Here is a 22,279-nt window from a genome sequence, read left to right on the forward strand (position 1 = left end):
CGGCGCCACTCCCCTCCCCCCTGTGCGGGGGAGGGTGGGCCTCGCGTCAGCGAGGGTCGGGAGAGGGGAGCGCCGTATCCGGAAATGCCGCTCCCCTCTCCCGACCCGCTGCACGGGCCACCTTCCCCCGCAGAGGGGGGAGGGACAGACAGCGCGCATCGCACGATCCACCTGCGCCCCGGTGCCGATCTCGATGGCTTCCGCACCGCCCTGCGCCGGCTGGTCGCCGATGGGGTTCCGCCCGATCGCGTCACGTGGTCGGCGGGCGATGCGCCCGGCTTGTTCGGCACGTCCGCCAGCGACGAGCCCGACGCGCCCCCGGTCGCGCTGCCGAAGCCCGTGGCCGGGCTGATCCCGATGGTGGTGCCCCACCGCGATCCCGAGCGCTACGCGCTGCTCCACACCCTGGTCTGGCGCGTACTCCGCGGCGAGCGCCACCTGCCGGAGGTGGCGAGCGACCCGCTGGTCCACCGCCTCAACGGGATGCGCAAGGCGATCGCCCGCGACCTACACAAGATGCACGCGTTCCTGCGCTTTCGCCGTATCGAAACCGATACGGGCGAACGCTTCGTCGCGTGGTTCGAGCCGGACAACCACATCCTTGAGGCCGCGGCTCCGTTCTTCGTCGACCGGTTCCGCGCCATGGATTGGACGATCCTGACGCCGGACGGCTCGGCGCATTGGGACCGCACGGCGCTGACCTTCGGACCGCCGGGCGACAAGGCGCAGCTGCCGGAGGGCGATGGCTTCGAGGCCGGCTGGCGGGACTATTACGAGAGCACGTTCAACCCGGCCCGTACCAACCTCAAGGCGATGCGGGCGGAGATGCCGAAGAAGTACTGGCACAACATGCCGGAGACCGCCGCCATCCCCGGCCTCGTCCGCGCGGCCGCGACCCGAACCACGCAGATGATCGAAAGGGCCCCCCAGATGACGATCAAGCGCGATCCGGCCAAGGCGGTGGCGGCGATGTCCGACCAGGCGCCGAAGACCCTCGAGGCGCTGAACGCGATCATCAAGCGTTCCGAGCCGCTGGTGCCGGGCGCGACGCAGGCCGTGCTCGGCGAGGGCCGCATCGGCTCGACCATCGCCTTCGTCGGCGAGCAGCCGGGCGACCAGGAGGACCGGCAGGGCCGCCCCTTCGTCGGGCCCGCCGGCCAGCTGCTGTCGCGGGCGATGGCGGAAGCGGGTCTCGACCGAGCGGCGAGCTACCTTACGAACGCCGTCAAGCACTTCAAGTTCGAGGAGCGCGGCAAGCGCCGCATCCACCAGAAGCCGACCGCGGGCGAGGTCAGCCACTACCGCTGGTGGCTCGATCGCGAGCTGGACTTCGTCGCCCCGAAGCTCGTCGTCGCGCTCGGCGCGACCGCCGTGCTGGCGCTGACGGGCAAGCAGATCCCGATCACCCGTGCCCGCGGCCCGTTCCGGTTCGAGCGCCTCGACGACCGCTTCCAGGGCTTCATCACCGTCCACCCCTCCTACCTGCTGCGCCTGCCGGACGAGGCGAAGGAGGAGGCCTACGCGACCTTCGTCGACGACCTGCGTCGGGTCGCGGAATTGGGGCGCGCGCTGACGGCCTAGGACGACGCGGCCGGCGCTCACCCCGCCGCCGGCTCCTCCTTGTGCGGCCGGAGTTCCGGCGATGGGTCGATCTCGGCCTCCGTCGGCGCCTCGGCGCGGCTGTCGGCGCGGCTCGCATCGACGAAGAGGCGGGCCTCGCCCTCGGTCAGGCCGAGGCTGCGCAGGGCATAGAAGGTCATGCCGAAGGCGAGCTCGCGCTCGGCCATCAGCACCAGCCCGACCTTCTCCTCCTCCATCCGGCGGCGCTCGGCGTCGCTGTGGGTGCGGATCAGGGTGTCGATCCGCGGGTTCGCCTCCCGGGCGATCTCGACCAGCCGGCGCGCATGGTGCGAATCCGGCGTCGCGATCACCAGGAGGCGGGCCTGCGCGATGTCGGCGGCGGCGAGGATGCCCGGCGCCAGCGCATCGCCGAACACCACCTCCAGGCCCGAGGCGCGCAGGTCGAGCACCCGCCGGCGGTCGCGATCGACCACGACGAAGGGCAGGTCCCAGGCGTCGAGCGCCTTGCCGATCCCGCTGCCGACCCGGCCGTAGCCGACGATGATCGCGTGGCCGCGATGGGGCTTGGCGGGCTCGGCGACGGCGATCGCATCGGCGCCGTGGCGCTCGAACCGGCGCGCGAGGTCGGGCCTGTCGGCGAGGTAGCGCTCCACCCGCGCGGCGAGCACGAAGAACAACGGGTTCAGCGTGATCGACAGCAGCGCCCCGCCGAGGATGAGGTCGCGCCCCTCCTCCGGCAGCAGCTTCAGCGACAGGCCGAGCCCGACGAGGATGAAGGAGAACTCGCCGATCTGCGCCAGGCTCGCGGCGATGGTGAGCGCGGTGCCGACCGGATGCTTGAACGCCAGCACGATCGCCACCGCGGCGATCGACTTGCCGAGCAGGATCACGCCGAGCACCGCCAGCACCGAGAGCGGCTCGCGCACGAGGATGCCGGGGTCGAACAGCATGCCGACCGAGACGAAGAACAGCACCGCGAACGCGTCCTGCAGCGGCAGGGAATCGGCTGCGGCCTGATGGCTCAGGTCGGACTCGGCGAGCACCATGCCGGCGAAGAAGGCGCCGAGAGCGAAGGACACGCCGAACAGCTCCGCCGAGCCGAAGGCGATGCCGAGCGCGAGCGCGAGCACGGCGAGGGTGAACAGCTCGCGCGATCCCGTGCGGGCCGCCTGGTCGAGCAGCCACGGCACCATGCGGCGGCCTGCGACCAGCATCAGGGTGGTGAAGACGCCGACCTTGGCGAGCGTCAGCCCGAGGGTGAGCCAGATGCTGTCGCCGAGATAGCCGGAGAGCGCCTGCGCGAGGGTGTTGCCCGTGGCATGGTCGCCGGTACCGGCGCTCCCGCCGAGCGAGGGCGCCAGCGCCGGCAGCAGCACCAAGGCGAGGACCATCGCGAGATCCTCGACGATGAGCCAGCCGACCGCGATGCGGCCCTTGTCGCTGTCGAGCAGGTTGCGCTCCTCCAGCGCCCGCAGCAGCACCACCGTGCTCGCCACCGCCAGGGCGAGGCCGAACACCAAGCCGGCGCCGAGGCCCCACCCCCAGGCGAGCGCCAGGCCGCCGCCCATCGCGGTCGCCACCGCGATCTGCACCACGGCGCCGGGCAGCGCGATCGTGCGCACCGCCATCAGGTCCTTGATCGAGAAGTGCAGGCCGACGCCGAACATCAGCAGGATGACGCCGATCTCGGCGAGCTGGCCGGCGAGCTTCTGGTCGCCGACGAAGCCCGGCGTGAACGGCCCGATGGCGATGCCGGCCACGAGGTAGCCGACCAGCGGCGGCAGCCGCAGGCGTTGCGCCAGCATGCCGAACACGAAGGCGATCACGAGGCCCAGGGCGATGATGGCGATCAGCTCGGTCGCATGCGGCACGGGTCGGTGGTCTCCTGGCGTCGGCGTCGGGACGGGCGTTCCTGAACAACCTAGCGGAATCGCGCATCGAATTCCGTACGCGATGGCACCCGGGGGTGTTCCGGCGCACAGGCACGTTCGGGTCGGCAGGTGCGGGTTGGCAGGCCGGCACCGAGCCTATACCCGTGATCCTCGGATCGAAGGACGGCGAAGACGATGCGGCTGGTGGTGGTGGGCGCCGACGGGCGCATGGGGCGAATGCTGATCCGCGCGGTGGCGGAAGCCGAGGGCTGCACGCTCTCGGCCGCGATCGAGCGCGAAGACTCGGACGCGATCGGCCACGATGCCGGGACGCTCGCCGGCCTCCACCCGCTCGGCGTGCCCGTCACCGACGACCCGCTGACTGCGTTCGCGGCCAGCGACGGCGTGCTCGATTTCACCGTCCCGGCGGCGACGGTGCAGTTCGCCGAGCTCGCGGCGCAGGCCCGCATCGTCCACGTGGTCGGCACCACCGGCCTGTCGGAAGACGACCTCGCCAAGCTCCGGGCCGCCGCCTACCACGCCCGCATCGTGCGCTCCGGCAACATGTCGCTCGGGGTCAACCTGCTCGCCGCCCTGGTGCAGCGGGTCGCCGCCGTCCTGGGGCCGGAATTCGACATCGAGATCGCCGAGATGCACCACCGCATGAAGGTGGACGCGCCCTCCGGCACCGCCCTGCTGCTCGGGGAGGCCGCCGCGGCAGGCCGCGGCGTCGACCTCGCCGACGTCCGCGTCTCGACCCGGGACGGCCATACCGGCGCGCGCCGGGCCGGCGACATCGGCTTCGCGACGCTGCGCGGCGGCAGCGTCGTCGGCGATCATTCGGTGATGTTCGCCGGCGCCGGCGAGCGCATCACCCTCTCGCACCACGCCGAAGATCGCAGCCTGTTCGCGGCCGGAGCGGTGAAGGCGGCGCTCTGGGCGCATCCGAAGCCGCCGGGCCTCTACAGCATGACAGACGTGCTCGGCCTGTAAGGCTACGCTCGACCACGGACGGGCGCGGGTGGCCGGCCCGCGCTTGGGGCCTCGGCCCGGCTCTGGTAGGAGCCGCAGCGACCTGCCCAATCGGGCGCCTCCCCAGAAAGACCGGACCCCGATGGACCGCTTGCTCGTCCTCGCTCGCCACGGCCAGAGCGAGTGGAACCTCAAGAACCTCTTCACCGGCTGGCGCAACCCGGACCTCACCGAGCGCGGCGTCGACGAGGCGCACAAGGCCGGGCGCTGGCTGAAGAGCGAGGGCTACGGCTTCGACGTGGCGTTCACCTCGAACCTCGGGCGGGCGCAGCGGACCTGCAAGCTGATGCTCGGGGAGATGGGCCTGTCCGAGATCGAGACGATCCGCTCGGAGGCGTTGAACGAGCGCGATTACGGCGACCTGTCCGGCCTCAACAAGGAAGACGCCAAGGCGCGCTGGGGGGCCGAGCAGGTGCACCAGTGGCGCCGCTCCTACGATATCCCGCCGCCCGGCGGCGAGAGCCTGAAGGACACCGCCGCCCGGGTGCTGCCCTACTATATCGAGACGATCCTGCCCCGCGTGATGGCCGGCGATCGGGTGCTCGTGGCCGCCCACGGCAACTCGCTCCGCGCCCTGGTGATGGTGCTCGACCGGCTCAACACCACGACCATCGCCGGCCTGGAGATCGCCACCGGCGTGCCGCTCGTCTACCGCCTCAAGGCCGACACCACCGTCGCCTCGAAGACGGTGCTGGAACGCGACATCGACGACGCGTGACACGCAGCGCGTGGCGGTCGAACTCGCGCCGGGCCTGATCCACCATCCCGGCTGGCTCGATGCGGCCGCCCGGCGGCGCCTCTCCGACGAGATCGCGACCGTGCTGGCGGCCGCGCCGCCGTTCACGCCGCGGATGCCGCGCACGGGAAAACCGTTCTCGGTGCGGATGTCGAATGCCGGCCCGCTCGGCTGGGTCTCGGACGTCGCCGGATACCGCTACCAGCCGGATCATCCCGAGACCGGCGACCCCTGGCCGGCGATGCCCGCGACCGCACGCGCCGCCTGGGACGCGCTCGCCGATCATCCCCGCCCGCCCGAGGCCTGCCTGATCAACCTCTACGCGCCGGGCGCCCGCATGGGCCTGCACCAGGACCGCGACGAGGACGACCTGACGGCCCCGGTCGTGTCCCTGTCGCTGGGCGCGGCGGCGGTGTTCCGCTACGGCGGCCCGAAGCGCTCCGACCCGACCCGCTCGATCCGCCTGACGGCCGGCGACGCCCTGGTGATCGGCGGCCCCTCCCGCCTCATCCACCACGGCGTCGATCGCATCGTCGCGGGCGGCGACCTGCTGTCGGCGGCGGAAGACCCGGACCCGCCCTTCCTGCCCCCGGGCGGCCGCTGCAACCTGACCCTGCGGCGGGTGACGAGGGCGCCTTGAACGCGAAGGGCCCTGGTTGATGCGGACTCATGGAGACAGGCGCCTGGTTCGAAGTTCGCTCCAAGGCCCGCAGGTCCGGCATCCGGGTAGACGCGTGAACGCGTCCGCTTGACAGGACCCGGCCGCGGGCCGACGCATCGCATCCGGTCCGGCGCCGTTCCGGATTGTGGAGATCCTGGTTCGATGCGCCTGCGCCCCCGTCTGTCCGCCCTCGCGCTGCTTGCCCTGGTGCTCGGCTTCGATGCGGGGCCGGCGTCGGCCGCCGAGCCGGTCTATCCCGCGGGCTCGCGCTTCGGGTTCGAGCCGCCCTCCGACATGTCGCCCTCGCGCCGCTTCTCCGGCTTCGAGCGCAAGGAGGGCGGGGCGACGCTCTCGGTGGTCGAGCTGCCGGCGACCGCCTTCGCCGACCTCGTGCAGACCTTCACCGACGCCAACCTGAAGAACCAGGGCTTCGCCGTCGAGACCCGCGAGCCGGTGAAGATCGGCGAGGCCGACGGCATGCTGTTCACCGGCTCGCAGCCGGGCGAACCGGGCAGCGCCACGCCGACGGTCCGCAAGTGGCTGCTGCTCGTCGGCGATCCGACCGTCACCGGGCTGATCATCGGGCAGGCGCTGCCCGATGCCGAGACCGAAAAGACCATGCGCAGCCTCGTCACCGGCGTGACGATCCGGCCGGCGCTGACGCTGGCGCAGCAAGTCGACGCGCTGCCCTTCCGCATCGCCGATCCGGCGGGGTTCCGCCCGCTGCGCGTGCTCGCCGGCAACTCGGTGCTGCTGACGCAGGGGCCGAAGGACCAGATGAGCAACCTCGAGCAGCCGATCCTGGTTCTGGCTCAGGCGGTGCAGCAGCCGCCGACGGCCGAGCAGCGCGACGGCTTCGCCAAGGCCGCGCTGTACTCCAACCAGACCATGAAGGATTTCGTGATCGAGCGCTCGCAGAGCTACCGCTCCAACGGAACCGATTGGCACGAGATCGTGGCGCGCGCCACCGACATGCCGACGAACACGCCGGTCGTCGTCTCCCAGACGATCCGCTTCGCGCCGGACGGCTATCTCCGCGCCCTCGGGGTGGTGCGCGAGGACCAGCGCGAGGGCACGCTCGCCAAATTTCGCGAGGTCGTGGACAGTGTTCAGGTGAAATAGCACGGGGCAGCCTGAGAATTCGCCCGTCGTCCGAGGAAACCACTCCTTGCGACCACCGGTTGTCGTCGCGACGCGCCGTCTCGTAGACGGCCATCGCGACGGGACCATTGATGACCGACCGAAACCATAGCGCAGACGGACTGGACGAGCGCCATTCCGCCGTGTGGACGCTGGCGCTCGCCGCCACCCTCGTCGGCATCGCCGCGCTGCCGTATCGGCGCGGTGGAGACCGGCCCGCGCCGGCCCCGGACGGTCCCCGTGCGCCCTCGCCCTCGCATTCCGGCGGCGACGCCCGGGCGGTGGCGCAAACCGAGTCGGACCGCGGCCGGCAGGCGAGCACCCCCTCCGAAATACCCAAAAGCGGCTGGAAGGATGTCGGGCTGCGCGTGTTCCGCGACCTGAAGGAGAATCGCCTGGTCTCGGTCGCGGCCGGCGTCACCTTCTACGTTCTGCTCGCGATCTTCCCGGCCGTGGCGGCGCTGGTGTCCTGCTACGGCCTCTTCGCCGACGTCGCCACGATCAACGACCACCTCGCCAGCCTCCAGGGGGTGATGCCCTCCGGCGCGATCGACATCGTCGGCGAGCAGGTCAAGCGCATCGCGGCCAAGGGCGACACGACCCTCGGCGTCACGTTCTTCACCGGCATCCTGCTCTCGGTCTGGAGCGCCAACGGCGGCATGAAGGCGGTCTTCGACGCGCTCAACATCGTCTACGAGGAGCGCGAGACGCGAAACTTCGTCTGGCTGAACCTGCGGTCCCTCGCCTTCACCGCGGGCGCGCTGCTGTTCATCATCCTGGCGCTCGGGGCGATCGTGGTGTTGCCGGTGGTGTTCAACACGGTCGGCCTGTCGGCGGACGCGTGGTACCTGGCGCTGCTGCGCTGGCCCGCCCTGTTCGTCGCCGTCCTCGGCGGCCTCGCCCTGCTCTACCGCTACGGCCCCTGCCGCGACGCGCCGCGCTGGCGCTGGGTGACGTGGGGCAGCGCGATCGCCGCCTTCGCTTGGCTCGCCGGCTCCCTCGGCTTCTCGTGGTACGTGGCGAACTTCGGCAAGTACAACGACACCTACGGCTCGCTCGGCGCCGTGATCGGGTTCATGACCTGGATTTGGATCTCGACGGTGATCGTGCTGCTCGGCGCGGAGGTGAACGCCGAGATGGAGCACCAGACCGTCCACGACACCACGGTCGGGGCGCCGCAGCCGCTCGGCACGCGGCGGGCGAAGATGGCGGATACGGTGGGGGCTGCGACCTGAGGCGCGTTCCGCGAAGGTCGGATCCGCGGTAGGGTCGGTCCATGGATCGCGACGCCGCCATCGATATCCTGCGTGCGCATGAGCCGGAGCTGCAACGACTCGGCGTGCGGCATGCCGCGGTGTTCGGCTCGGTCGCGCGGGGCGAGAACCATGCAGGCAGCGACCTCGACGTGATGATCGAGATCGACGCGCGGGCGGTACGAGATGCCTTCAACTACGTCGGGATTTGCCGAGCCATCGGGAGCCTGTTCCCGGTCCCCGTCGACGTCGCCAATCGCGAGACGTTGAAGCCGCACATTCTCTCGCGCGCCGAGCGGGATGCCGTCCGTGCTTTCTGAGCGTGAATCGGACGCCTGCGTCGATATCGTCGCCAACGTTCAGGCTGCCCGCGACTTCATCGACGGCATGCCCTACGAGGCCTTCGCCGCCGATCTGCGGACGAATTACGCGGTGATCCGCTGCATCGAGATCGTGTCCGAGGCGAGCCGACGCCTCGGAGCGGCATTCAAAGCCCGGCATCCGCACATCCCCTGGCAGGACGTCGCAGATACGGGCAACTTCTATCGCCACGCCTATCATCGTGTCGCGCTGGACATCGTATGGAGGACCGTCCACGAGCCGCTGATGGAGATCGCTGTGGTCTGCCGCGCCGAGCTCGAGGCGCATCAGGATCCGGCTGCGTGATCTTCTGTTCTCCCGTTCGCCGAGATGTCCGCGCACCATGACCGACGAGACGCTTCCTTCCCCCGTCGGCCCCGGCGATCAGGTGATCCTGGTGGACGGCTCGTCGTTCATCTTCCGGGCCTACTTCCAGGCGATAAACCAGCCGGAAAAGTTCAACTTCCGTCCCTCGGACGGGCTGCCGACCGGTGCGGTGCGGCTGTTCTGCACCAAGATCGCGCAGTTCGTTCAGGAGGGCGCGGCCGGCATCTGCCCGACCCATCTCGGCATCGTCTTCGACAAGTCGGAGGGCTCGTTCCGCAAGGAGCTCTACTCCGACTACAAGGGCCACCGCCCCGACGCGCCGGACGACCTGAAGCGGCAGATGCCGCTGATGCGCGACGCGGTGCGCGCCTTCGGCCTGCATGCGATCGAGATGGAGCGCTACGAGGCCGACGACCTGATCGCCACCTATGCCCGGCAGGCCGAGGCGCGGGGCGCCGGCGTCATCATCGTCTCGTCCGACAAGGACCTGATGCAGCTCGTCGGGCCGCTGGTTCGGTTCTACGATTTCGAATCCGGCTCCAAGGGCAAGCCGGGCCACCGCCCCGAGCGCAACCTCGACGAGGCGGCGATCGTCGCCAAGTGGGAAGGCCTGCAGCCGAACCAGATCGGCGACGCGCTGGCGCTGATCGGCGACACCTCCGACAACGTGCCCGGCGTGCCAGGCATCGGCCTGAAGACCGCGGCGGCCTTGATCAAGGAATACGGCAGCCTCGAGCAGCTGCTGGAGCGGGCGGGCGAGATCAAGCAGCCCAAGCGCCGCGAGATGCTGCTCGCCGGCATCGAGCAGGCGCGGCTCTCGCGCCGGCTCGTGGCCCTGGTCGAGGACGTCGACGTGCCGGTGGCGCTCGACGACCTACGCCTGCCCAAGCCCGACCCGGAAAAGCTCGTCGGCTTCCTCAAGGCGATGGAGTTCAACACGCTGACCCGGCGCATCGCCGCGATGCTGCATGTCGACCCGGAAGCGGTGAAGCCCGATCCGCGCCTGCTCCCGGGCCATGTCCCGGGCGACGACGCCCCCTTCTCCGACGCCGCGGCCGCGGCCGGGGACGGCGCCGAGATCGACCCCTTCGCCGATCTCGGCCTGCCGGACGCCGCGCCCAAAGCCCGCGGCCCGTCCGATCCGACGCCGTCGAACCTCGTCGCGGCGCGCGCGGCGGAGGCGAGCAAGCCGTTCGACACCAGCGCCTACGAGACGATCCTCTCGCTCGAGCATCTCGATGCCTGGATCGCCGAAGCGCACGAGGTCGGTGTGATCGCAGTCGACACCGAGACCGACTCGCTCGATGCGCACCACGCCAACCTCGTCGGCGTGTCGCTCTGCGTCGCGCCGGGGCGCGCCGCCTACATCCCCCTCGCCCATGTCCGCGCGGTCGAGGCCGCGCCGAACGCCGACGACCTGTTCGGCGGCGGGGCGACGGCGTCCGATCTCGTGGAGCCGCTGCCTTCGCAGATCGACCGCGACGCCGCGCTCAGTCGGCTGAGGCCGCTGCTCGAGAGCCCGAGCGTGCTCAAGGTGGCGCAGAACCTGAAATACGATTGGCTCGTGTTCCAGCGCTACGGCATCACCGTGGCGCCGTGTGACGACACCATGCTGATCTCCTACGTGCTCGATGCCGGCAAGGGCGGGCACGGCATGGACGAACTCGCCAAGCGCCATCTCGGCCACCAGCCGATCACCTTCTCGGACGTGGCCGGCACCGGCAAGGCCAAGGTCACCTTCGACCGGGTGCCGCTCGACCGGGCCACCGCCTACGCGGCCGAGGATGCCGACGTGACGCTGCGGCTGTGGCGGATGATGAAGCCCCGCCTCGTCGCCGAGCGGCGGCTCGCCGTCTACGAGACCCTGGAACGGCCCCTGATCGCGGTTATCGCCCGGATGGAGCAGCACGGCATCCGCGTCGACCGCAACATGCTCTCGCGGCTGTCCGGCGACTTCTCGCAGATCCTGGCGCGTCTCGAGGAGGAGATCCAGGAGGATGCCGGCGAGCGCTTCCAGGTTTCCTCGCCGAAGCAGATCGGCGACATCCTATTCGGCAAGATGGGCCTGCCCGGCGCCAAGAAGACGCCGTCCGGCCAATGGGCGACGCCAGCGACCCTGCTCGAGGAGCTGGCCCAGGCCGGGCACGACCTTCCGAAGAAGATTCTCAACTGGCGCCAGCTCGCCAAGCTGAAGTCGACCTACACCGACTCGCTGCAGGAGCACGCCGACCGCGACACCAACCGGGTCCACACCTCGTTCTCGCTCGCCGCCACCACCACCGGGCGGCTGTCCTCGTCGGACCCGAACCTGCAGAACATCCCGATCCGCACCGAGGAGGGGCGCCGCATCCGCCGCGCCTTCGTCGCCGACCCCGGCAACCGCCTGATCTCGGCCGACTACAGCCAGATCGAGCTGCGCCTGCTCGCCCACATGGCCGACATCCCGCAGCTGCGGCAGGCCTTCGCCGACGGCATCGACATCCATGCGGCGACCGCGAGCGCCATGTTCGGCGTGCCGCTCTCCGAGATGACGCCGGACCTGCGGCGGCGGGCCAAGACCATCAACTTCGGCATCATCTACGGCATCTCGGCCTTCGGGCTAGCCGACCGCCTCGGCATCGGGCGCGAGGAGGCGAGCCTGTTCATCAAGCAGTATTTCGAGCGCTTCCCCGGCATCCGCGACTACATCGACACCACCAAGCGCGCCTGCCGCGACAAGGGCTACGTCACGACCCTGTTCGGCCGCGTCTGCCACTACCCGCAGATCCGCTCCAACAACCCGTCCGAGCGCGCCAGCGTCGAGCGCCAGGCGATCAACGCCCCGATCCAGGGCACCGCCGCCGACATCATCCGCCGGGCGATGACCCGGATGGAGGCGGCGCTCACCGCCGAGCGCCTGAACGTCCGCATGCTGCTGCAGGTGCACGACGAGCTGGTGTTCGAGACGAACGAGGCCGAGGTGGATCGCGCGATCCCGGTGATCAAGCGCATCATGGAAGAGGCCCCGGCTCCGGCGCTCACGCTCCACGTGCCGCTGGTCGTCGAGGCGCGGGCAGCGGAGAACTGGGAGGAGGCGCATTGAGCGGGGGCTCACCCGGTCGTCAAGTGATCGAGCTTCAGACCTCCGTCAAACCACCGCATCCTGAGGCGTCGAGGGTTCTGGAGGCCTTCTTCGAGGCTCGCTGATGCGAGCACCTTAGGATGAGGGGGATGGCCGGATCGACGGCTTTGCCCGATCATCCAAACAGCGTTGGTTCGAATTGGGTGTGCGATGAGCGCCTTCGTCTACATCCTGCGATGCGCTGACGGCAGTTACTATGTCGGTTCCGCGCGCGGAGAATCGCTCGATCGCCGGATCGGCGAGCATCAGGCCGGGACCTATCCGAGTTATACGAGCCGGAGGCGACCGGTCGAGCTGGTTTGGTCGGAGTCGTTCGACCGGATCACCGATGCGATCGCGATGGAACGGCGCCTCAAGGGTTGGACGCGGGCCAAGAAGGAAGCGCTGATCCGCAGCGATTGGACCGTTCTGCAGGACTTGGCCAAACGCCCCGCAACACGAACTCGAGCCGAACCACCCACCTCATCCTGAGGTGCCCGCGTCAGCGGGCCTCGAAGGAGCCCTCCAGGGATCACGCGGCCGGCTGGAAAGCTCCTTCGAGGCCTCCGCTCCGCTCCGGTGCCTCAGGATGAGGTCGCGGGCTGGAGGGCCGAACCTCGCATGAATTCCCTGGATAGGTAGGCCCTGGTACACCGCCGCCATGCCCCAAACCGTCGCCACCCTCTACCAGTTCGTCCCCCTCCCCGATGCCGCAACGCTCGCGCCGGTGATCGAGGGCTTGTGCCAAGACCTCGGCCTGACCGGCACGCTCCTGCTGGCGCGCGAAGGCATCAACGGCACGGTGGCGGGCTCGGCCGAGGCGATCGCGGCGTTCCTCCCCGCCCTAAATGGGCCCGACCTGTTCGGCGGACGCCTCGATCGGCTCGAATGCAAGCTGTCGACGGCGGAGGCGCCACCGTTCGCGCGGATGAAGGTGAAGCGCAAGCCGGAGATCGTGACCTTCGACGGCGGCGCCACCGACCCGGCCGACGGGGTTGGGACCTACGTCGCGCCCGAGGACTGGAACGCGCTGCTCGACCGGCCGGGGGTGGTGGCGGTCGACACCCGCAACCGGTTCGAGGTGGCGCTCGGCACGTTCGCGGGCGCGGTCGATCCCGGTCTGTCGCGCTTCGGCGAGTTTCGCGCGTTCGCGGAGACGCTCGACCCCTGCACCGAGGTCGCCCTGTTCTGCACCGGCGGCATCCGCTGCGAGAAGGCCGGCGCCTACCTCAAGGCGCGCGGGTTCGCGCACGTCCACCTGCTCCAGGGCGGCATCCTGAAATACCTCGAGACCGTGCCGGAGGCCGAGAGCCGCTGGACCGGCGACTGCTTCGTCTTCGACGGCCGCATCGCGCTGGGGCCGGCGCTGGCCGAGCGGCCCGACCATCCGCCGGAGGCCCTGCGATGAGCGAGTCCGCCCGCATCGACCATCTCGAGATGCGCCTCACCGAGCAGGACGCGACCATCGACGACCTCAACCGCACCGTCACCGAGCAGTGGCGGCTGATCGATCGGCTGCGGCGGCAGGTGGAATCGCTGATCGAGCGCGTCGAGGAGGCGGGCGCTCGCACGGCTGCCGGCGGCGCCGAGCCCCCACCGCCGCATTATTGAGGGCATCAGCGCGCCCTTCCCTCCCCCGCAGGGGGGAGAGAAGACGCGGTGAACCTGCCTTCGAGGCCTAGAAATTCGCCTGCGTGACGAACTTGGTGGCGAGGTAGCCGTCCAGCGCTTCGCAGCCGCCCTCGCTGCCGTAGCCGGATTCCTTCACCCCGCCGAAGGGCGTCTCCGGCAGGGCGATGCCGTGGTGGTTGATCGAGACCATGCCACTCTCGACCATGCTCGACACCCGCGTCGCCCGCTCCGACGAGCGGGTGTAGGCGTAGGCCGCCAAGCCGTAGGGCAGGCGGTTGGCCTCCGCGTAGGCTTCCGCGTCGTCGGAGAAGCGCTGGATCGCCGCGACGGGGCCGAACGGCTCCTCGTTCATGATCCGGGACGTCAGCGGCAGGTCGGTCAGCACCGTCGGCTCGAAGAAGTTGCCGCGGTTGCCGATGCGCTTGCCGCCGGTGCGCAGCGTGGCGCCCTGCGCGTTGGCATCGGCGACCAGCGCTTCCATCGCCTCCAGGCGCCGCCCGTGGATCAGGGGCCCCATCTTCGTCTCGGGATCGAGGCCGTCGCCGACCTTCAGGTTGGAGGCGAGGTCGGTGAAGCCGTCGACGAAGCGGTCGAACACTGAATCGTGGACGAGAAAGCGGGTCGGCGCGACGCAGACCTGGCCGGCGTTGCGGAACTTGTTGGCGCCGAGAACCGCCACCGCCTTCTCGACGTCGGCATCGCCGAAGACGATCGCCGGCGCGTGGCCGCCGAGCTCCATCGTCGCCCGCTTCATGTGCTGGCCGGCCAGGGCCGCGAGCTGCTTGCCGACCACGGTCGAGCCGGTGAACGAGATCTTCCGGATTACCGGATGCGGGATCAGGTATGACGAGATCGTCGCCGGATCGCCGTAGACCAGCGCGAGGCAATCGCCCGGCACGCCGGCATCGAGGTAGGCGCGCACCAGCGCGGCGCAGCTCGCCGGCGTGTCCTCGGGGCCCTTGAGGATCACCGGATTGCCGGTGCAAAGCGCGGCGGCGATCTTGCGGACGGCCTGGTTGATCGGGAAGTTCCACGGGGTGAAGCAGGCCACCGGCCCGACCGGCTCGCGCACCACGAACTGCAGCACCCCGTCACCGCGGGGCGGGATCACCCGGCCGTAGGCGCGCTTGCCTTCCTCGGCGAACCAGTCGGTGACGTCGGCCGCGGCCATCGTCTCGATGCGCGCCTCGGCGAGGGGCTTGCCCTGCTCCAGCGTCATGATCCGGGCGATGGCGTCGGCGCGCTCCCGCAGCAGGTCGGCGGCCCGGCGCAGCACCTTGCCGCGATCGAAGGCCGAGACCTTGCGCCACTGCGCGAAGCCGCGCGCGGCGGCCTCGAGCGCCCGGTCGAGGTCGTCCCGGGTGGCGACGGCGCATCGCCCGATGGTCTCGCCGGTGGCGGGGTTGAGCACCGGCAGCGTCTCGCCGCCCGAGCCGGCGACCCAGGCGCCGGCGATGTGAAGCTTCACGTCCGGATACATGTCGGCCCTGCGATCCCTGCCCGGCCGGCCGCGATGGGCCGGCGACCGAGGCAATGTCGCGCTCGACGCCGCCGGGGGCAAGGCGCCGGCGGGAACGAACCGGCCGGGATGTCCGGCTCAGGCGGCGATGCTGCGCTTGACCGGCTCCGGGCCCTTCACCGTGACGGGGCCGCCGCGGCGCGCGCGCAGCGTGCCGCCCTTCGGCACGACCTGCCAGCCGTCCTTGGCGCCGTCGATCGGCTCGGAGACCACGACCAGGCCGGCCTCGGTCTGGCGATAGTACAGGCTCGGGGGTCGCGCGTCGCAGGCCCACCGATAGGCGATGAGCTCGTCGCCGTCGGTCAGCAGCGCGGTGAAGCGCAGCGGCTCGGTGATGCCGGCCGCCTTCATCAGGTCGCGCACGGTGGCCAAGGTCTCGGCCATGGCGCCGATCGGGTCCTCGGCAAGGCCGTTGGAGAGGGCGAGCAGGAAAAGGGCCTCGGAGTCGGTGCTGCCGCGACGCCCGTCGTACAGGGCGTCCGGGATCAGCGCCTCGAGGCGGCGCTTGATCCGCAGGTATCCGCCGATCTGACCGTTGTGCATGAACAGGTGCCGGCCGTTCACGAAGGGGTGGCAGTTGGTCCGCGCGGTCGCCGTCCCGGTGGAGGCGCGCACGTGCGCGAAGAAGGTCCGGGCGCGGACCTGCCCGCACAGGTTGACGAGGTTCTCGTCCGACCAGGCGGGCGAGATGTCGCGATAGACGCCCGGCTCCGGTCGTTCGCCGTACCAGCCGAGGCCGAAGCCGTCGCCGTTGGTCTCGGTCTTCCCCTGCTCGGCGTGCAACGATTGATGCACGAGCGAGTGCGTCGGCGCGCAGACGAGGTCCGACAGGAAAACCGGCTCACCGCTATAGGCCAGGAAGCGGCACATGGTTGGGGCCAACCTCTTGCTGATCGCGCTGGCGCGAACCTCACCCAGTCTGCCCTCGGGCAAGCCCGGTGCCGCGCCGTCGCCGAACCGTAACATTTCGTTGTCGATGATGAACAGTTCGCTAACGCACTGCAGCATGCACGGAGTTTGTGCGCTCCTGAACGGATCCTCGCCAAACCGGTCGCAACGCAGGCATGCGCTTGAGACGAATTCGGACTCTTGTTACCCGGCTTCGGACGGCGCAGCATGGCTCATCCGGGAATCAGCGCCCCACGCATGAGGTCGCGTCGCCGGTCAGGCATCGAACCCGCATCCGCAACATCTCGTGAAGGAGGTCCCATGGACCGCGCCCCCTCCCCTTGTCCGGTCGCCCTCGTCGTCGAGGACGATGCCGCGGTCCGCAACCTCGCCGCCGCCGTGCTCGAGGAGACCGACCTCGGGGTGATCGCCTGCGACAGCGCGGAGGCCGCGATCTCGATCCTGGAGCGCGACGACGTCACCGTCGCGCTGCTCTTCGCCGATATCCGCCTGCCGGGCGCCATGGATGGGCTCGCGCTCGCCCGCACCGTCGAGCGCCGCTGGCCGGACGTGCGGGTGGTGGTGACCTCGGGCTACGATGCCGGCGGCGATGCGAGGATGCCGGCGCAGGCGGTGTTCATGCAGAAGCCGTGGCGCGCCCTCGACGTGCTGGTCCAGGCCGAGCATGCGACGGAAGCCGCCCGCGCCGCCTGAGCGCGTTCCGGTCAGATACGAGGACGGCGCACGCGGCGTCGTCCGAAATCCTTTCACGAACGAAAAAAGCCCGGACCGCAAGGGCGGCCGGGCCTTTTTCGAGGATTGCGATCGACGGGCCTCGCGGCCCGGATCGTCTTACTCGGCGGCGGAAGCCGCCGGAGCGCCGCCGGCCGGAGCGGACGGGGTCATCGACGGGAAGCCGGGACGACGGGGGGCGCCGGCGCCGAAACGGGGCTTCGGCTTCGGAGCAGCGATCAGGCCCTCGCGGATCGCGGTCTTGCGGGCCTGCTTGCGGGCGCGACGGACCGCCTCGGCCTTCTCGCGCGCCTTGCGCACGGACGGCTTCTCGTAGGCCTTGCGCTGCTTCATCTCGCGGAAGATGCCTTCGCGCTGCATCTTCTTCTTGAGGACGCGGAGCGCCTGATCGACGTTGTTATCGCGAACGAGTACCTGCAACGGAGTGGATCCTCTAGAACCGGTTTGAACGTGGCATTCGGTCGGCGCGGTCAGCGTGACGCCCGCGAGCGTTGCGGGAAACCGACAGCGCCCCGGACCCGGGGATCGCCCGGGCGGGACGCGGTTCGGACCGTCTCGATTCGGCACCAAATCTGCACCTTGGGCAGGCTCTTACACCAAGCGCCCGCGAGTTCCAACCGGATTGGCGACGCGACGTCGATCCGCGTGCGGTGTGACCGCGCGGACGCAGGGCGGAAAGCCGTCGTCCGCCCGCACAGGGCATGCCGGGCGCAGCAATCCGGCCCGGCTCCTGCAATGCCGTCCTAAGTCGGGTATGACATCCCAGGCCGGACTCGTCCCGGCAGGGCTGGCGAAGGGACGCTCATGACGGGTGAGAGACAGCGATGACCGACGACGCGCAGCAATTCGCCAGCGACAACTATTCCGGCATCTGCCCGGAAGCCTGGGCGGCGATGGCGGCCGCCAATGCCGGGCATGCGCCGGCCTACGGCGAGGATGCCTGGACGGCACGCGCGGCGAACGCCTTCCGCACCCTGTTCGAGAGCCGCTGCGAGGTGTTCTTCGCCTTCAACGGCACGGCCGCCAACGCGCTTGCGCTGGCCGCGCTCTGCCGCTCCTACCACAGCGTGATCTGTGCCGACGCCGCCCACGTGGAGACCGACGAGTGCGGCGCGCCGGAGTTCTTCTCGAACGGCTCGAAGCTGCTCACGGTCCGCACCGAGAGCGGCAAGCTGACCCCGGACGCGATCCGGGCGCTCGCCACCAACCGCAAGGACATCCACTTCCCGAAGGTCCGCGTGGTGACGGTGACGCAGCCGACCGAGACGGGGCAGGTCTACACCCTCGCCGAGTTGCGGGCGATCTCGGCGACCTGCCGCGACCTCGGCCTGTCGCTGCACATGGACGGGGCCCGCTTCGCCAACGCCTGCGCCCATCTCGGATGCAGCGCGGCGGACATGACGTGGCGGTCGGGCGTCGACGTGCTCTGCTTCGGCGGCACCAAGAACGGCATGCATGCCGGCGAGGCGGTGGTATTCTTCGACGCCGCACTGGCCGAGGATTTCGGCTATCGTTGCAAGCAGGCGGGGCAGCTCGCCTCGAAGATGCGCTTCCTCTCGGCCCCCTGGGTCGGGATGCTGGAGAGCGGGGCGTGGCTGAGAAACGCCGCGCACGGCAACGCCTGCGCACAGGACTTCGCGGCGGCGGTCGCGGACATGCCCGGCATCGCGCCGATGTTCCCGGTCCAGGCCAACGCCGTGTTCCTGGCGATGCCGGCGGACACGATGGAACGCCTGCGCGGCAGGGGCTGGCGCTTCTACACCTTCATCGGTGGTGGAGCCCGGTTCATGTTCGCCTGGGACGCGAAGCGTGAGCGCGTCGCTGAGCTGGTTGCGGATCTGCGCGCCGTCGCTGCGGCACCGGCATGAGCGGGCGGCGGGTTGCGTGGCCGGGTGCCGCTGTCTAACAGGGTCTCATGGTTCCGGCAGACGTTCGCCCGTCATCGATGACGCCGCCGTAGCGCGCGCGACGCCCCGCGGTCCCCGTTTCCATGGGGCATCGTGCTTGGGCCGCCGAACCGTCTCCCGTCGAAATCCCGTCTCTCATGAGCCCGCACGCCGCCTTCCGCGGGCGCGGGCCGGATCCTTTGCATGACCTTTCAAACCTTGCGGGCCGAATGGGCCCCGCACGTGCCGCGCGAGCTCCTCGCCGGCACCGTCGTCGCGCTCGCGCTCATTCCGGAGGCGATCGCCTTCTCGCTCATCGCCGGCGTCGATCCGCAGGTCGGGCTCTACGCCTCGTTCTGCATCGCGGTGACCACCGCGATCGTCGGCGGACGGCCGGCGATGATCTCGGCCGCCACCGGCGCCACCGCCCTGGTGATGGCGGGGCTGGTGCGCGAGCACGGCCTGCAATACCTGCTGGCCGCCTCGATCCTCGCCGGCCTGATCCAGATCGGCGCCGGCCTGCTGCGGCTGGGCGACCTGATGCGCTTCGTCTCGCGCTCGGTGATCACCGGCTTCGTCAATGCCCTCGCGATCCTGATCTTCCTCGCTCAGATGCCCGAGCTGATCGGGCGCGGTCCGACCGTCTACGCGATGGTCGCGATCGGGCTGGCGATCATCTACGGCCTTCCGCGCCTCACCAGGGTGGTGCCCTCCCCGCTCATCTGCATCGTCGTCCTGACGATCGCCGCGATCGCGCTGGCGCTGCCGATCCGCACGGTCGGCGACATGGGCGCGCTGCCGAGCAGCCTTCCCTCGTTCCTGCCGCCGCAGGTCCCGCTGAGCTTCGAGACCTTGCGGATCATCCTGCCCTACGCCGCCACGGTCGCCATGGTCGGCCTGCTCGAATCGCTGATGACGGCGGCGATCGTCGACGAGATGACCGATACCGGCAGCGACAAGAGCCGGGAATGCCTCGGCCAGGGCACCGCCAACATCGTCTCGGGCTTCTTCGGCGGCATGGCCGGCTGCGCCATGATCGGGCAGACGGTGATCAACGTCACCTCCGGCGCCCGCGGTCGCCTGTCGTGCCTGTGGGCGGGCTGCTTCCTGCTGTTCCTGATCGTCGCGCTCGGCGCCTACGTCCGGCAGATCCCGATGGCGGCGCTGGTGGCGGTGATGATCTTCGTCTCGATCCAGACCTTCTCCTGGCGCTCGATCCGCGATCTCGCCCGGCACCCGGGCTCGTCCAGCGTGGTGATGCTCGCCACCGTCGCGGTGGTGGTCGCAACCCATGACCTCGCCCGCGGCGTCCTCGTCGGCGTGCTGCTGTCGGGCGTGTTCTTCGCGCGCAAGGTCGCCCGCGTCTTCCGCGTCGAGAGCCGCCGGAAGGGCGTGGTCCGCACCTACGTCGTCACCGGGCAGCTGTTCTTCGCGACGGCCGAGGCATTCCACGGCGCGTTCGATTTCCGCGACGACGCCGAGCGGATCGTGCTCGACCTTTCGGCGGCGCATTTCTGGGACATCACGGCGATCAATGCCCTCGACCGGGTGGTGCTGAAGTTCCGCCATCACGGCCGGGCGGTCGAGATCGTCGGCCTCAACCGCGCGAGCGCGACCCTGGTCGAACGTCTCGGCACCCACGACAAGCCCGGTGCGATGGCAGCACCGGAACACTGACGCGACGGCCGGCGCTCAGGCGAGCCAGTCGGGCATCTGGTCGAGGCCAATCAGCGCGTCGTAGCTCTGGCGCGGGCGCACGATCGCCGCCTGCGAACCGCTGACCAGCACCTCGGGCACGAGGCGGCGGGTGTTGTAGGTGCCGGCCTGGACCGCTCCGTAGGCGCCCGCCGTCATCACCGCGATCAGGTCGCCGGCGACGACCCGCGGCATCTCGCGCTGCAGGGCGAGATAGTCGCCGGTCTCGCAGACCGGTCCGACCACGTCCGCCGTCACGCGCGGCGCGTCGGCGGCCGGAGCCTCCACCGGGCGGAGGGCGTGATAGGCCTCGTAGAGGGTCGGCCGGATCAGGTCGTTCATCGCGGCATCCACGATGACGAAGGTGCGGCCCTCGCTTTCCTTCACGTAGACCACGCGGGTGACCAGGACGCCGGCATTGCCCGCGATCATCCGGCCGATCTCGAAGACCGGCCGCAGGCCGAGCGGGGCGAAATGCGGGCGGATCGTCGCGGCGAGCGCCGCCGGGTCCGGCGGGGCTGCGTTGTCGTCGCGATAGGGGATGCCGAGGCCGCCGCCGAAATCGATGTGGCGGATCGGATGGCCCTCGGCGATCAACCGGCCGGCCAGCCCGGCGAGCAGCCGCGCCGCATTCTCGAACGGCGCGAGATCGGTGATCTGGCTGCCGATATGCATGTCGACGCCGTGGATCGCGAGGCTCGGAAGGGTCGCCGCCAAGGCGTAGACGGCGGGCGCGCGCGTGATCGGGATGCCGAACTTGTTCTCGTACTTGCCCGTCGAGATCTTGGCGTGGCCGCCCGCGTCGATGTCGGGATTGACCCGGATCGAGACCGGCGCCTCGATCCCGAGGCTGGTCGCCACCTCGGAGAGCGCCAGCAGCTCGGGCTCGCTCTCGACGTTGAAGCAGTAGATCCCGGCCTTCAGCGCCGCCGCCATCTCGTCGCGGGTCTTGCCGACGCCGGAGAACACGATCTTCTGCGCGTCGACCCCGGCCCGAAGCGCGCGGAGCAGCTCGCCCTCGGAGACGATGTCCATGCCGGCACCCCGCCGGGCGAGCGTCGCCAGCACGGCCTGGTTGGAATTCGCCTTCATGGCGAAGCAGACCAGCGCGTCGTCGCCCGAGAACGCCTCGGCGAAGACGTGGAAGTGCCGCTCCAGGGTGGCGGTGCTGTAGCAGTAGAACGGCGTCCCGACCCGCTCGGCCAGGGCCGTCAGGTCGACGTCCTCGGCATGCAGGCGTCCATCGCGATCCTGGAAATGGTGCATCGTTCGGCCGTGTCCGGGAAGCGTCGAGATCCGCCGTTCGGCTCGAGATCCCGTCCGCGGGGAAGCCTCCCCCGGGGCGGGAGAGCAGGGTGGAAGACGAGGGCGCCGTGCGATCCGGCGCGGGAGCGGCGCGCTACAGCAGCGGATCGAGGATGAAGGGATCCTTCGGGATGCGATAGCCGCGCTTGGCCCCGCGGCCGGTCTCGACCGGCGCCTCCGTGCCGGAGGCCGGGGCGAGCGCGGAGGGCGGCAGCTCGTCGCCGTCGCGGACCGCGGACGGATCGGGCTCCGGCGTGCCGCCGCCGAGGCCGGTGCTCTGCGGAAGGGTCCGGGGTCCGGCCGTCGCCGTGGGGGTGCCTTGGGCTGCACTCCGTTGCGGCGTCGTCGCCGAGGCGCTCGGCGGCTCGAGGGCTCCGCGGCGGCCGCACCCTGCCAGCGCGAGCGCGGCGAGGCCTGTGGCGAGGGTCAACGTCAGGACGCGGGTGGGCGGCATCGCGGAGGGTCCGGCGGGCACTTCTGGGGCGGTCCTCCCGAGGGAGGATCGCACCTTAGCCGTTGCCGGAACGCGAGGCGAGCGTT

The 22,279-nt window shown here is 70.3% G+C and carries 21 protein-coding genes; 15 read left to right on the forward strand and 6 right to left on the reverse strand.

The window, feature by feature from the left end:
• Nucleotides 1–84 precede the first annotated feature (84 nt).
• Nucleotides 85–1,581: a UdgX family uracil-DNA binding protein gene (locus MKK55_RS16195; RefSeq protein ID WP_243936352.1), complete on the forward strand. Its 1,497-nt coding sequence runs from the start codon at nt 85–87 to the stop codon at nt 1,579–1,581.
• A gap of 17 nt (nt 1,582–1,598) precedes the next feature.
• Here MKK55_RS16195 and ybaL read toward each other — a convergent pair whose 3' ends face one another.
• Nucleotides 1,599–3,452 carry a YbaL family putative K(+) efflux transporter gene (ybaL, locus tag MKK55_RS16200; RefSeq protein WP_243936360.1) on the reverse strand — a complete coding sequence of 618 codons (1,854 nt, stop codon included), beginning with the start codon at nt 3,450–3,452 and terminating at the stop codon, nt 1,599–1,601.
• A 195-nt stretch (nt 3,453–3,647) separates the two neighbouring features.
• Here ybaL and dapB point away from each other — a divergent pair, with 195 nt between their 5' ends.
• The 11 genes from dapB (at nt 3,648) to MKK55_RS16255 (ending at nt 13,672) form a co-directional block, all read left to right on the forward strand.
• Complete coding sequence (dapB, locus tag MKK55_RS16205) at nt 3,648–4,445, forward strand: 4-hydroxy-tetrahydrodipicolinate reductase (RefSeq protein WP_243936369.1); 798 nt, start codon at nt 3,648–3,650, stop codon at nt 4,443–4,445.
• Nucleotides 4,446–4,566: 121 nt separating this feature from the next.
• Nucleotides 4,567–5,202, forward strand: a complete 636-nt coding sequence (locus tag MKK55_RS16210) for a 2,3-bisphosphoglycerate-dependent phosphoglycerate mutase (RefSeq protein ID WP_147725019.1) — start codon at nt 4,567–4,569, stop codon at nt 5,200–5,202.
• 10 nt (nt 5,203–5,212) lie between these two features.
• Nucleotides 5,213–5,860 carry an alpha-ketoglutarate-dependent dioxygenase AlkB gene (locus MKK55_RS16215; protein ID WP_243936371.1) on the forward strand — a complete coding sequence of 216 codons (648 nt, stop codon included), beginning with the start codon at nt 5,213–5,215 and terminating at the stop codon, nt 5,858–5,860.
• A gap of 183 nt (nt 5,861–6,043) precedes the next feature.
• Nucleotides 6,044–7,003 (forward strand): hypothetical protein, encoded by a 960-nt coding sequence (locus MKK55_RS16220; RefSeq protein WP_147841219.1) that lies wholly within the window; start codon nt 6,044–6,046, stop codon nt 7,001–7,003.
• Nucleotides 7,004–7,113: 110 nt separating this feature from the next.
• Nucleotides 7,114–8,256, forward strand: a complete 1,143-nt coding sequence (locus MKK55_RS16225; protein WP_147725025.1) for a YihY/virulence factor BrkB family protein — start codon at nt 7,114–7,116, stop codon at nt 8,254–8,256.
• 41 nt (nt 8,257–8,297) lie between these two features.
• Nucleotides 8,298–8,594: a nucleotidyltransferase family protein gene (locus MKK55_RS16230; RefSeq protein ID WP_147841217.1), complete on the forward strand. Its 297-nt coding sequence runs from the start codon at nt 8,298–8,300 to the stop codon at nt 8,592–8,594.
• Nucleotides 8,575–8,940, forward strand: coding sequence for a DUF86 domain-containing protein (locus MKK55_RS16235; protein ID WP_243936373.1), 366 nt, complete (start codon nt 8,575–8,577; stop codon nt 8,938–8,940). The genes MKK55_RS16230 and MKK55_RS16235 overlap by 20 nt, the downstream gene beginning before the upstream one ends.
• 37 nt (nt 8,941–8,977) lie before the next feature.
• Nucleotides 8,978–12,043 (forward strand): DNA polymerase I, encoded by a 3,066-nt coding sequence (gene polA / locus MKK55_RS16240; protein WP_243936374.1) that lies wholly within the window; start codon nt 8,978–8,980, stop codon nt 12,041–12,043.
• A 189-nt stretch (nt 12,044–12,232) separates the two neighbouring features.
• On the forward strand, nt 12,233–12,553 hold the full coding sequence (locus MKK55_RS16245) for a GIY-YIG nuclease family protein (protein ID WP_243936376.1): 321 nt from the start codon (nt 12,233–12,235) through the stop codon (nt 12,551–12,553).
• Nucleotides 12,554–12,722: 169 nt separating this feature from the next.
• Entirely contained in the window at nt 12,723–13,469 is a 747-nt protein-coding gene (locus MKK55_RS16250; RefSeq protein ID WP_243936378.1) for a rhodanese-like domain-containing protein, read from the forward strand.
• Entirely contained in the window at nt 13,466–13,672 is a 207-nt protein-coding gene (locus MKK55_RS16255; RefSeq protein ID WP_147725031.1) for a SlyX family protein, read from the forward strand. The genes MKK55_RS16250 and MKK55_RS16255 overlap by 4 nt, the downstream gene beginning before the upstream one ends.
• 67 nt (nt 13,673–13,739) lie before the next feature.
• Here MKK55_RS16255 and MKK55_RS16260 read toward each other — a convergent pair whose 3' ends face one another.
• On the reverse strand, nt 13,740–15,173 hold the full coding sequence (locus MKK55_RS16260) for an NAD-dependent succinate-semialdehyde dehydrogenase (RefSeq protein ID WP_243936380.1): 1,434 nt from the start codon (nt 15,171–15,173) through the stop codon (nt 13,740–13,742).
• Between the two features lie 117 nt (nt 15,174–15,290).
• Entirely contained in the window at nt 15,291–16,082 is a 792-nt protein-coding gene (locus tag MKK55_RS16265; RefSeq protein WP_147858564.1) for a class II glutamine amidotransferase, read from the reverse strand.
• A 339-nt stretch (nt 16,083–16,421) separates the two neighbouring features.
• Between MKK55_RS16265 and MKK55_RS16270 the strand changes: the two genes are divergently transcribed.
• Nucleotides 16,422–16,814, forward strand: a complete 393-nt coding sequence (locus tag MKK55_RS16270) for a response regulator (RefSeq protein WP_147725038.1) — start codon at nt 16,422–16,424, stop codon at nt 16,812–16,814.
• A gap of 138 nt (nt 16,815–16,952) precedes the next feature.
• Here the strand turns inward: MKK55_RS16270 and rpsU are convergent, their stop codons facing one another.
• Nucleotides 16,953–17,273 carry a 30S ribosomal protein S21 gene (rpsU, locus tag MKK55_RS16275; protein WP_147725040.1) on the reverse strand — a complete coding sequence of 107 codons (321 nt, stop codon included), beginning with the start codon at nt 17,271–17,273 and terminating at the stop codon, nt 16,953–16,955.
• Between the two features lie 404 nt (nt 17,274–17,677).
• On the opposite strand from rpsU, the gene MKK55_RS16280 reads away from it, so the two are divergent.
• Entirely contained in the window at nt 17,678–18,721 is a 1,044-nt protein-coding gene (locus tag MKK55_RS16280; protein ID WP_243936382.1) for a threonine aldolase family protein, read from the forward strand.
• Between the two features lie 222 nt (nt 18,722–18,943).
• Entirely contained in the window at nt 18,944–20,416 is a 1,473-nt protein-coding gene (locus MKK55_RS16285) for a SulP family inorganic anion transporter (protein WP_243936384.1), read from the forward strand.
• A gap of 15 nt (nt 20,417–20,431) precedes the next feature.
• On the opposite strand, the gene lysA is transcribed toward MKK55_RS16285, so the two are convergent.
• Both lysA and lptM read right to left on the reverse strand, forming a co-directional pair.
• On the reverse strand, nt 20,432–21,700 hold the full coding sequence (gene lysA / locus MKK55_RS16290) for a diaminopimelate decarboxylase (protein ID WP_243936386.1): 1,269 nt from the start codon (nt 21,698–21,700) through the stop codon (nt 20,432–20,434).
• A gap of 133 nt (nt 21,701–21,833) precedes the next feature.
• On the reverse strand, nt 21,834–22,193 hold the full coding sequence (lptM, locus tag MKK55_RS16295) for an LPS translocon maturation chaperone LptM (protein ID WP_243936388.1): 360 nt from the start codon (nt 22,191–22,193) through the stop codon (nt 21,834–21,836).
• Nucleotides 22,194–22,279 lie beyond the last annotated feature (86 nt).

The sequence above is a fragment of the Methylobacterium sp. J-059 genome (assembly GCF_022829485.1).
In the GTDB taxonomy this organism is placed as follows: Bacteria; Pseudomonadota; Alphaproteobacteria; order Rhizobiales; family Beijerinckiaceae; genus Methylobacterium.

Excerpts from the sequence above, each read along its gene's own strand:
- MKK55_RS16260 (WP_243936380.1), bottom strand. The coding sequence starts at position 15,173 with ATGTATCCGGACGTGAAGCTTCACATCGCCGGCGCCTGGGTCGCCGGC.
- MKK55_RS16210 (WP_147725019.1), top strand. The coding sequence starts at position 4,567 with ATGGACCGCTTGCTCGTCCTCGCTCGCCACGGCCAGAGCGAGTGGAAC.
- MKK55_RS16280 (WP_243936382.1), top strand. The coding sequence starts at position 17,678 with ATGACCGACGACGCGCAGCAATTCGCCAGCGACAACTATTCCGGCATC.
- MKK55_RS16250 (WP_243936378.1), top strand. The coding sequence starts at position 12,723 with ATGCCCCAAACCGTCGCCACCCTCTACCAGTTCGTCCCCCTCCCCGAT.
- MKK55_RS16245 (WP_243936376.1), top strand. The coding sequence starts at position 12,233 with ATGAGCGCCTTCGTCTACATCCTGCGATGCGCTGACGGCAGTTACTAT.
- MKK55_RS16255 (WP_147725031.1), top strand. The coding sequence starts at position 13,466 with ATGAGCGAGTCCGCCCGCATCGACCATCTCGAGATGCGCCTCACCGAG.
- MKK55_RS16285 (WP_243936384.1), top strand. The coding sequence starts at position 18,944 with ATGACCTTTCAAACCTTGCGGGCCGAATGGGCCCCGCACGTGCCGCGC.
- dapB (WP_243936369.1), top strand. The coding sequence starts at position 3,648 with ATGCGGCTGGTGGTGGTGGGCGCCGACGGGCGCATGGGGCGAATGCTG.
- lptM (WP_243936388.1), bottom strand. The coding sequence starts at position 22,193 with ATGCCGCCCACCCGCGTCCTGACGTTGACCCTCGCCACAGGCCTCGCC.
- MKK55_RS16270 (WP_147725038.1), top strand. The coding sequence starts at position 16,422 with ATGGACCGCGCCCCCTCCCCTTGTCCGGTCGCCCTCGTCGTCGAGGAC.
- MKK55_RS16225 (WP_147725025.1), top strand. The coding sequence starts at position 7,114 with ATGACCGACCGAAACCATAGCGCAGACGGACTGGACGAGCGCCATTCC.
- MKK55_RS16235 (WP_243936373.1), top strand. The coding sequence starts at position 8,575 with ATGCCGTCCGTGCTTTCTGAGCGTGAATCGGACGCCTGCGTCGATATC.
- polA (WP_243936374.1), top strand. The coding sequence starts at position 8,978 with ATGACCGACGAGACGCTTCCTTCCCCCGTCGGCCCCGGCGATCAGGTG.
- MKK55_RS16195 (WP_243936352.1), top strand. The coding sequence starts at position 85 with ATGCCGCTCCCCTCTCCCGACCCGCTGCACGGGCCACCTTCCCCCGCA.
- MKK55_RS16220 (WP_147841219.1), top strand. The coding sequence starts at position 6,044 with ATGCGCCTGCGCCCCCGTCTGTCCGCCCTCGCGCTGCTTGCCCTGGTG.
- lysA (WP_243936386.1), bottom strand. The coding sequence starts at position 21,700 with ATGCACCATTTCCAGGATCGCGATGGACGCCTGCATGCCGAGGACGTC.
- MKK55_RS16230 (WP_147841217.1), top strand. The coding sequence starts at position 8,298 with ATGGATCGCGACGCCGCCATCGATATCCTGCGTGCGCATGAGCCGGAG.
- MKK55_RS16265 (WP_147858564.1), bottom strand. The coding sequence starts at position 16,082 with ATGTGCCGCTTCCTGGCCTATAGCGGTGAGCCGGTTTTCCTGTCGGAC.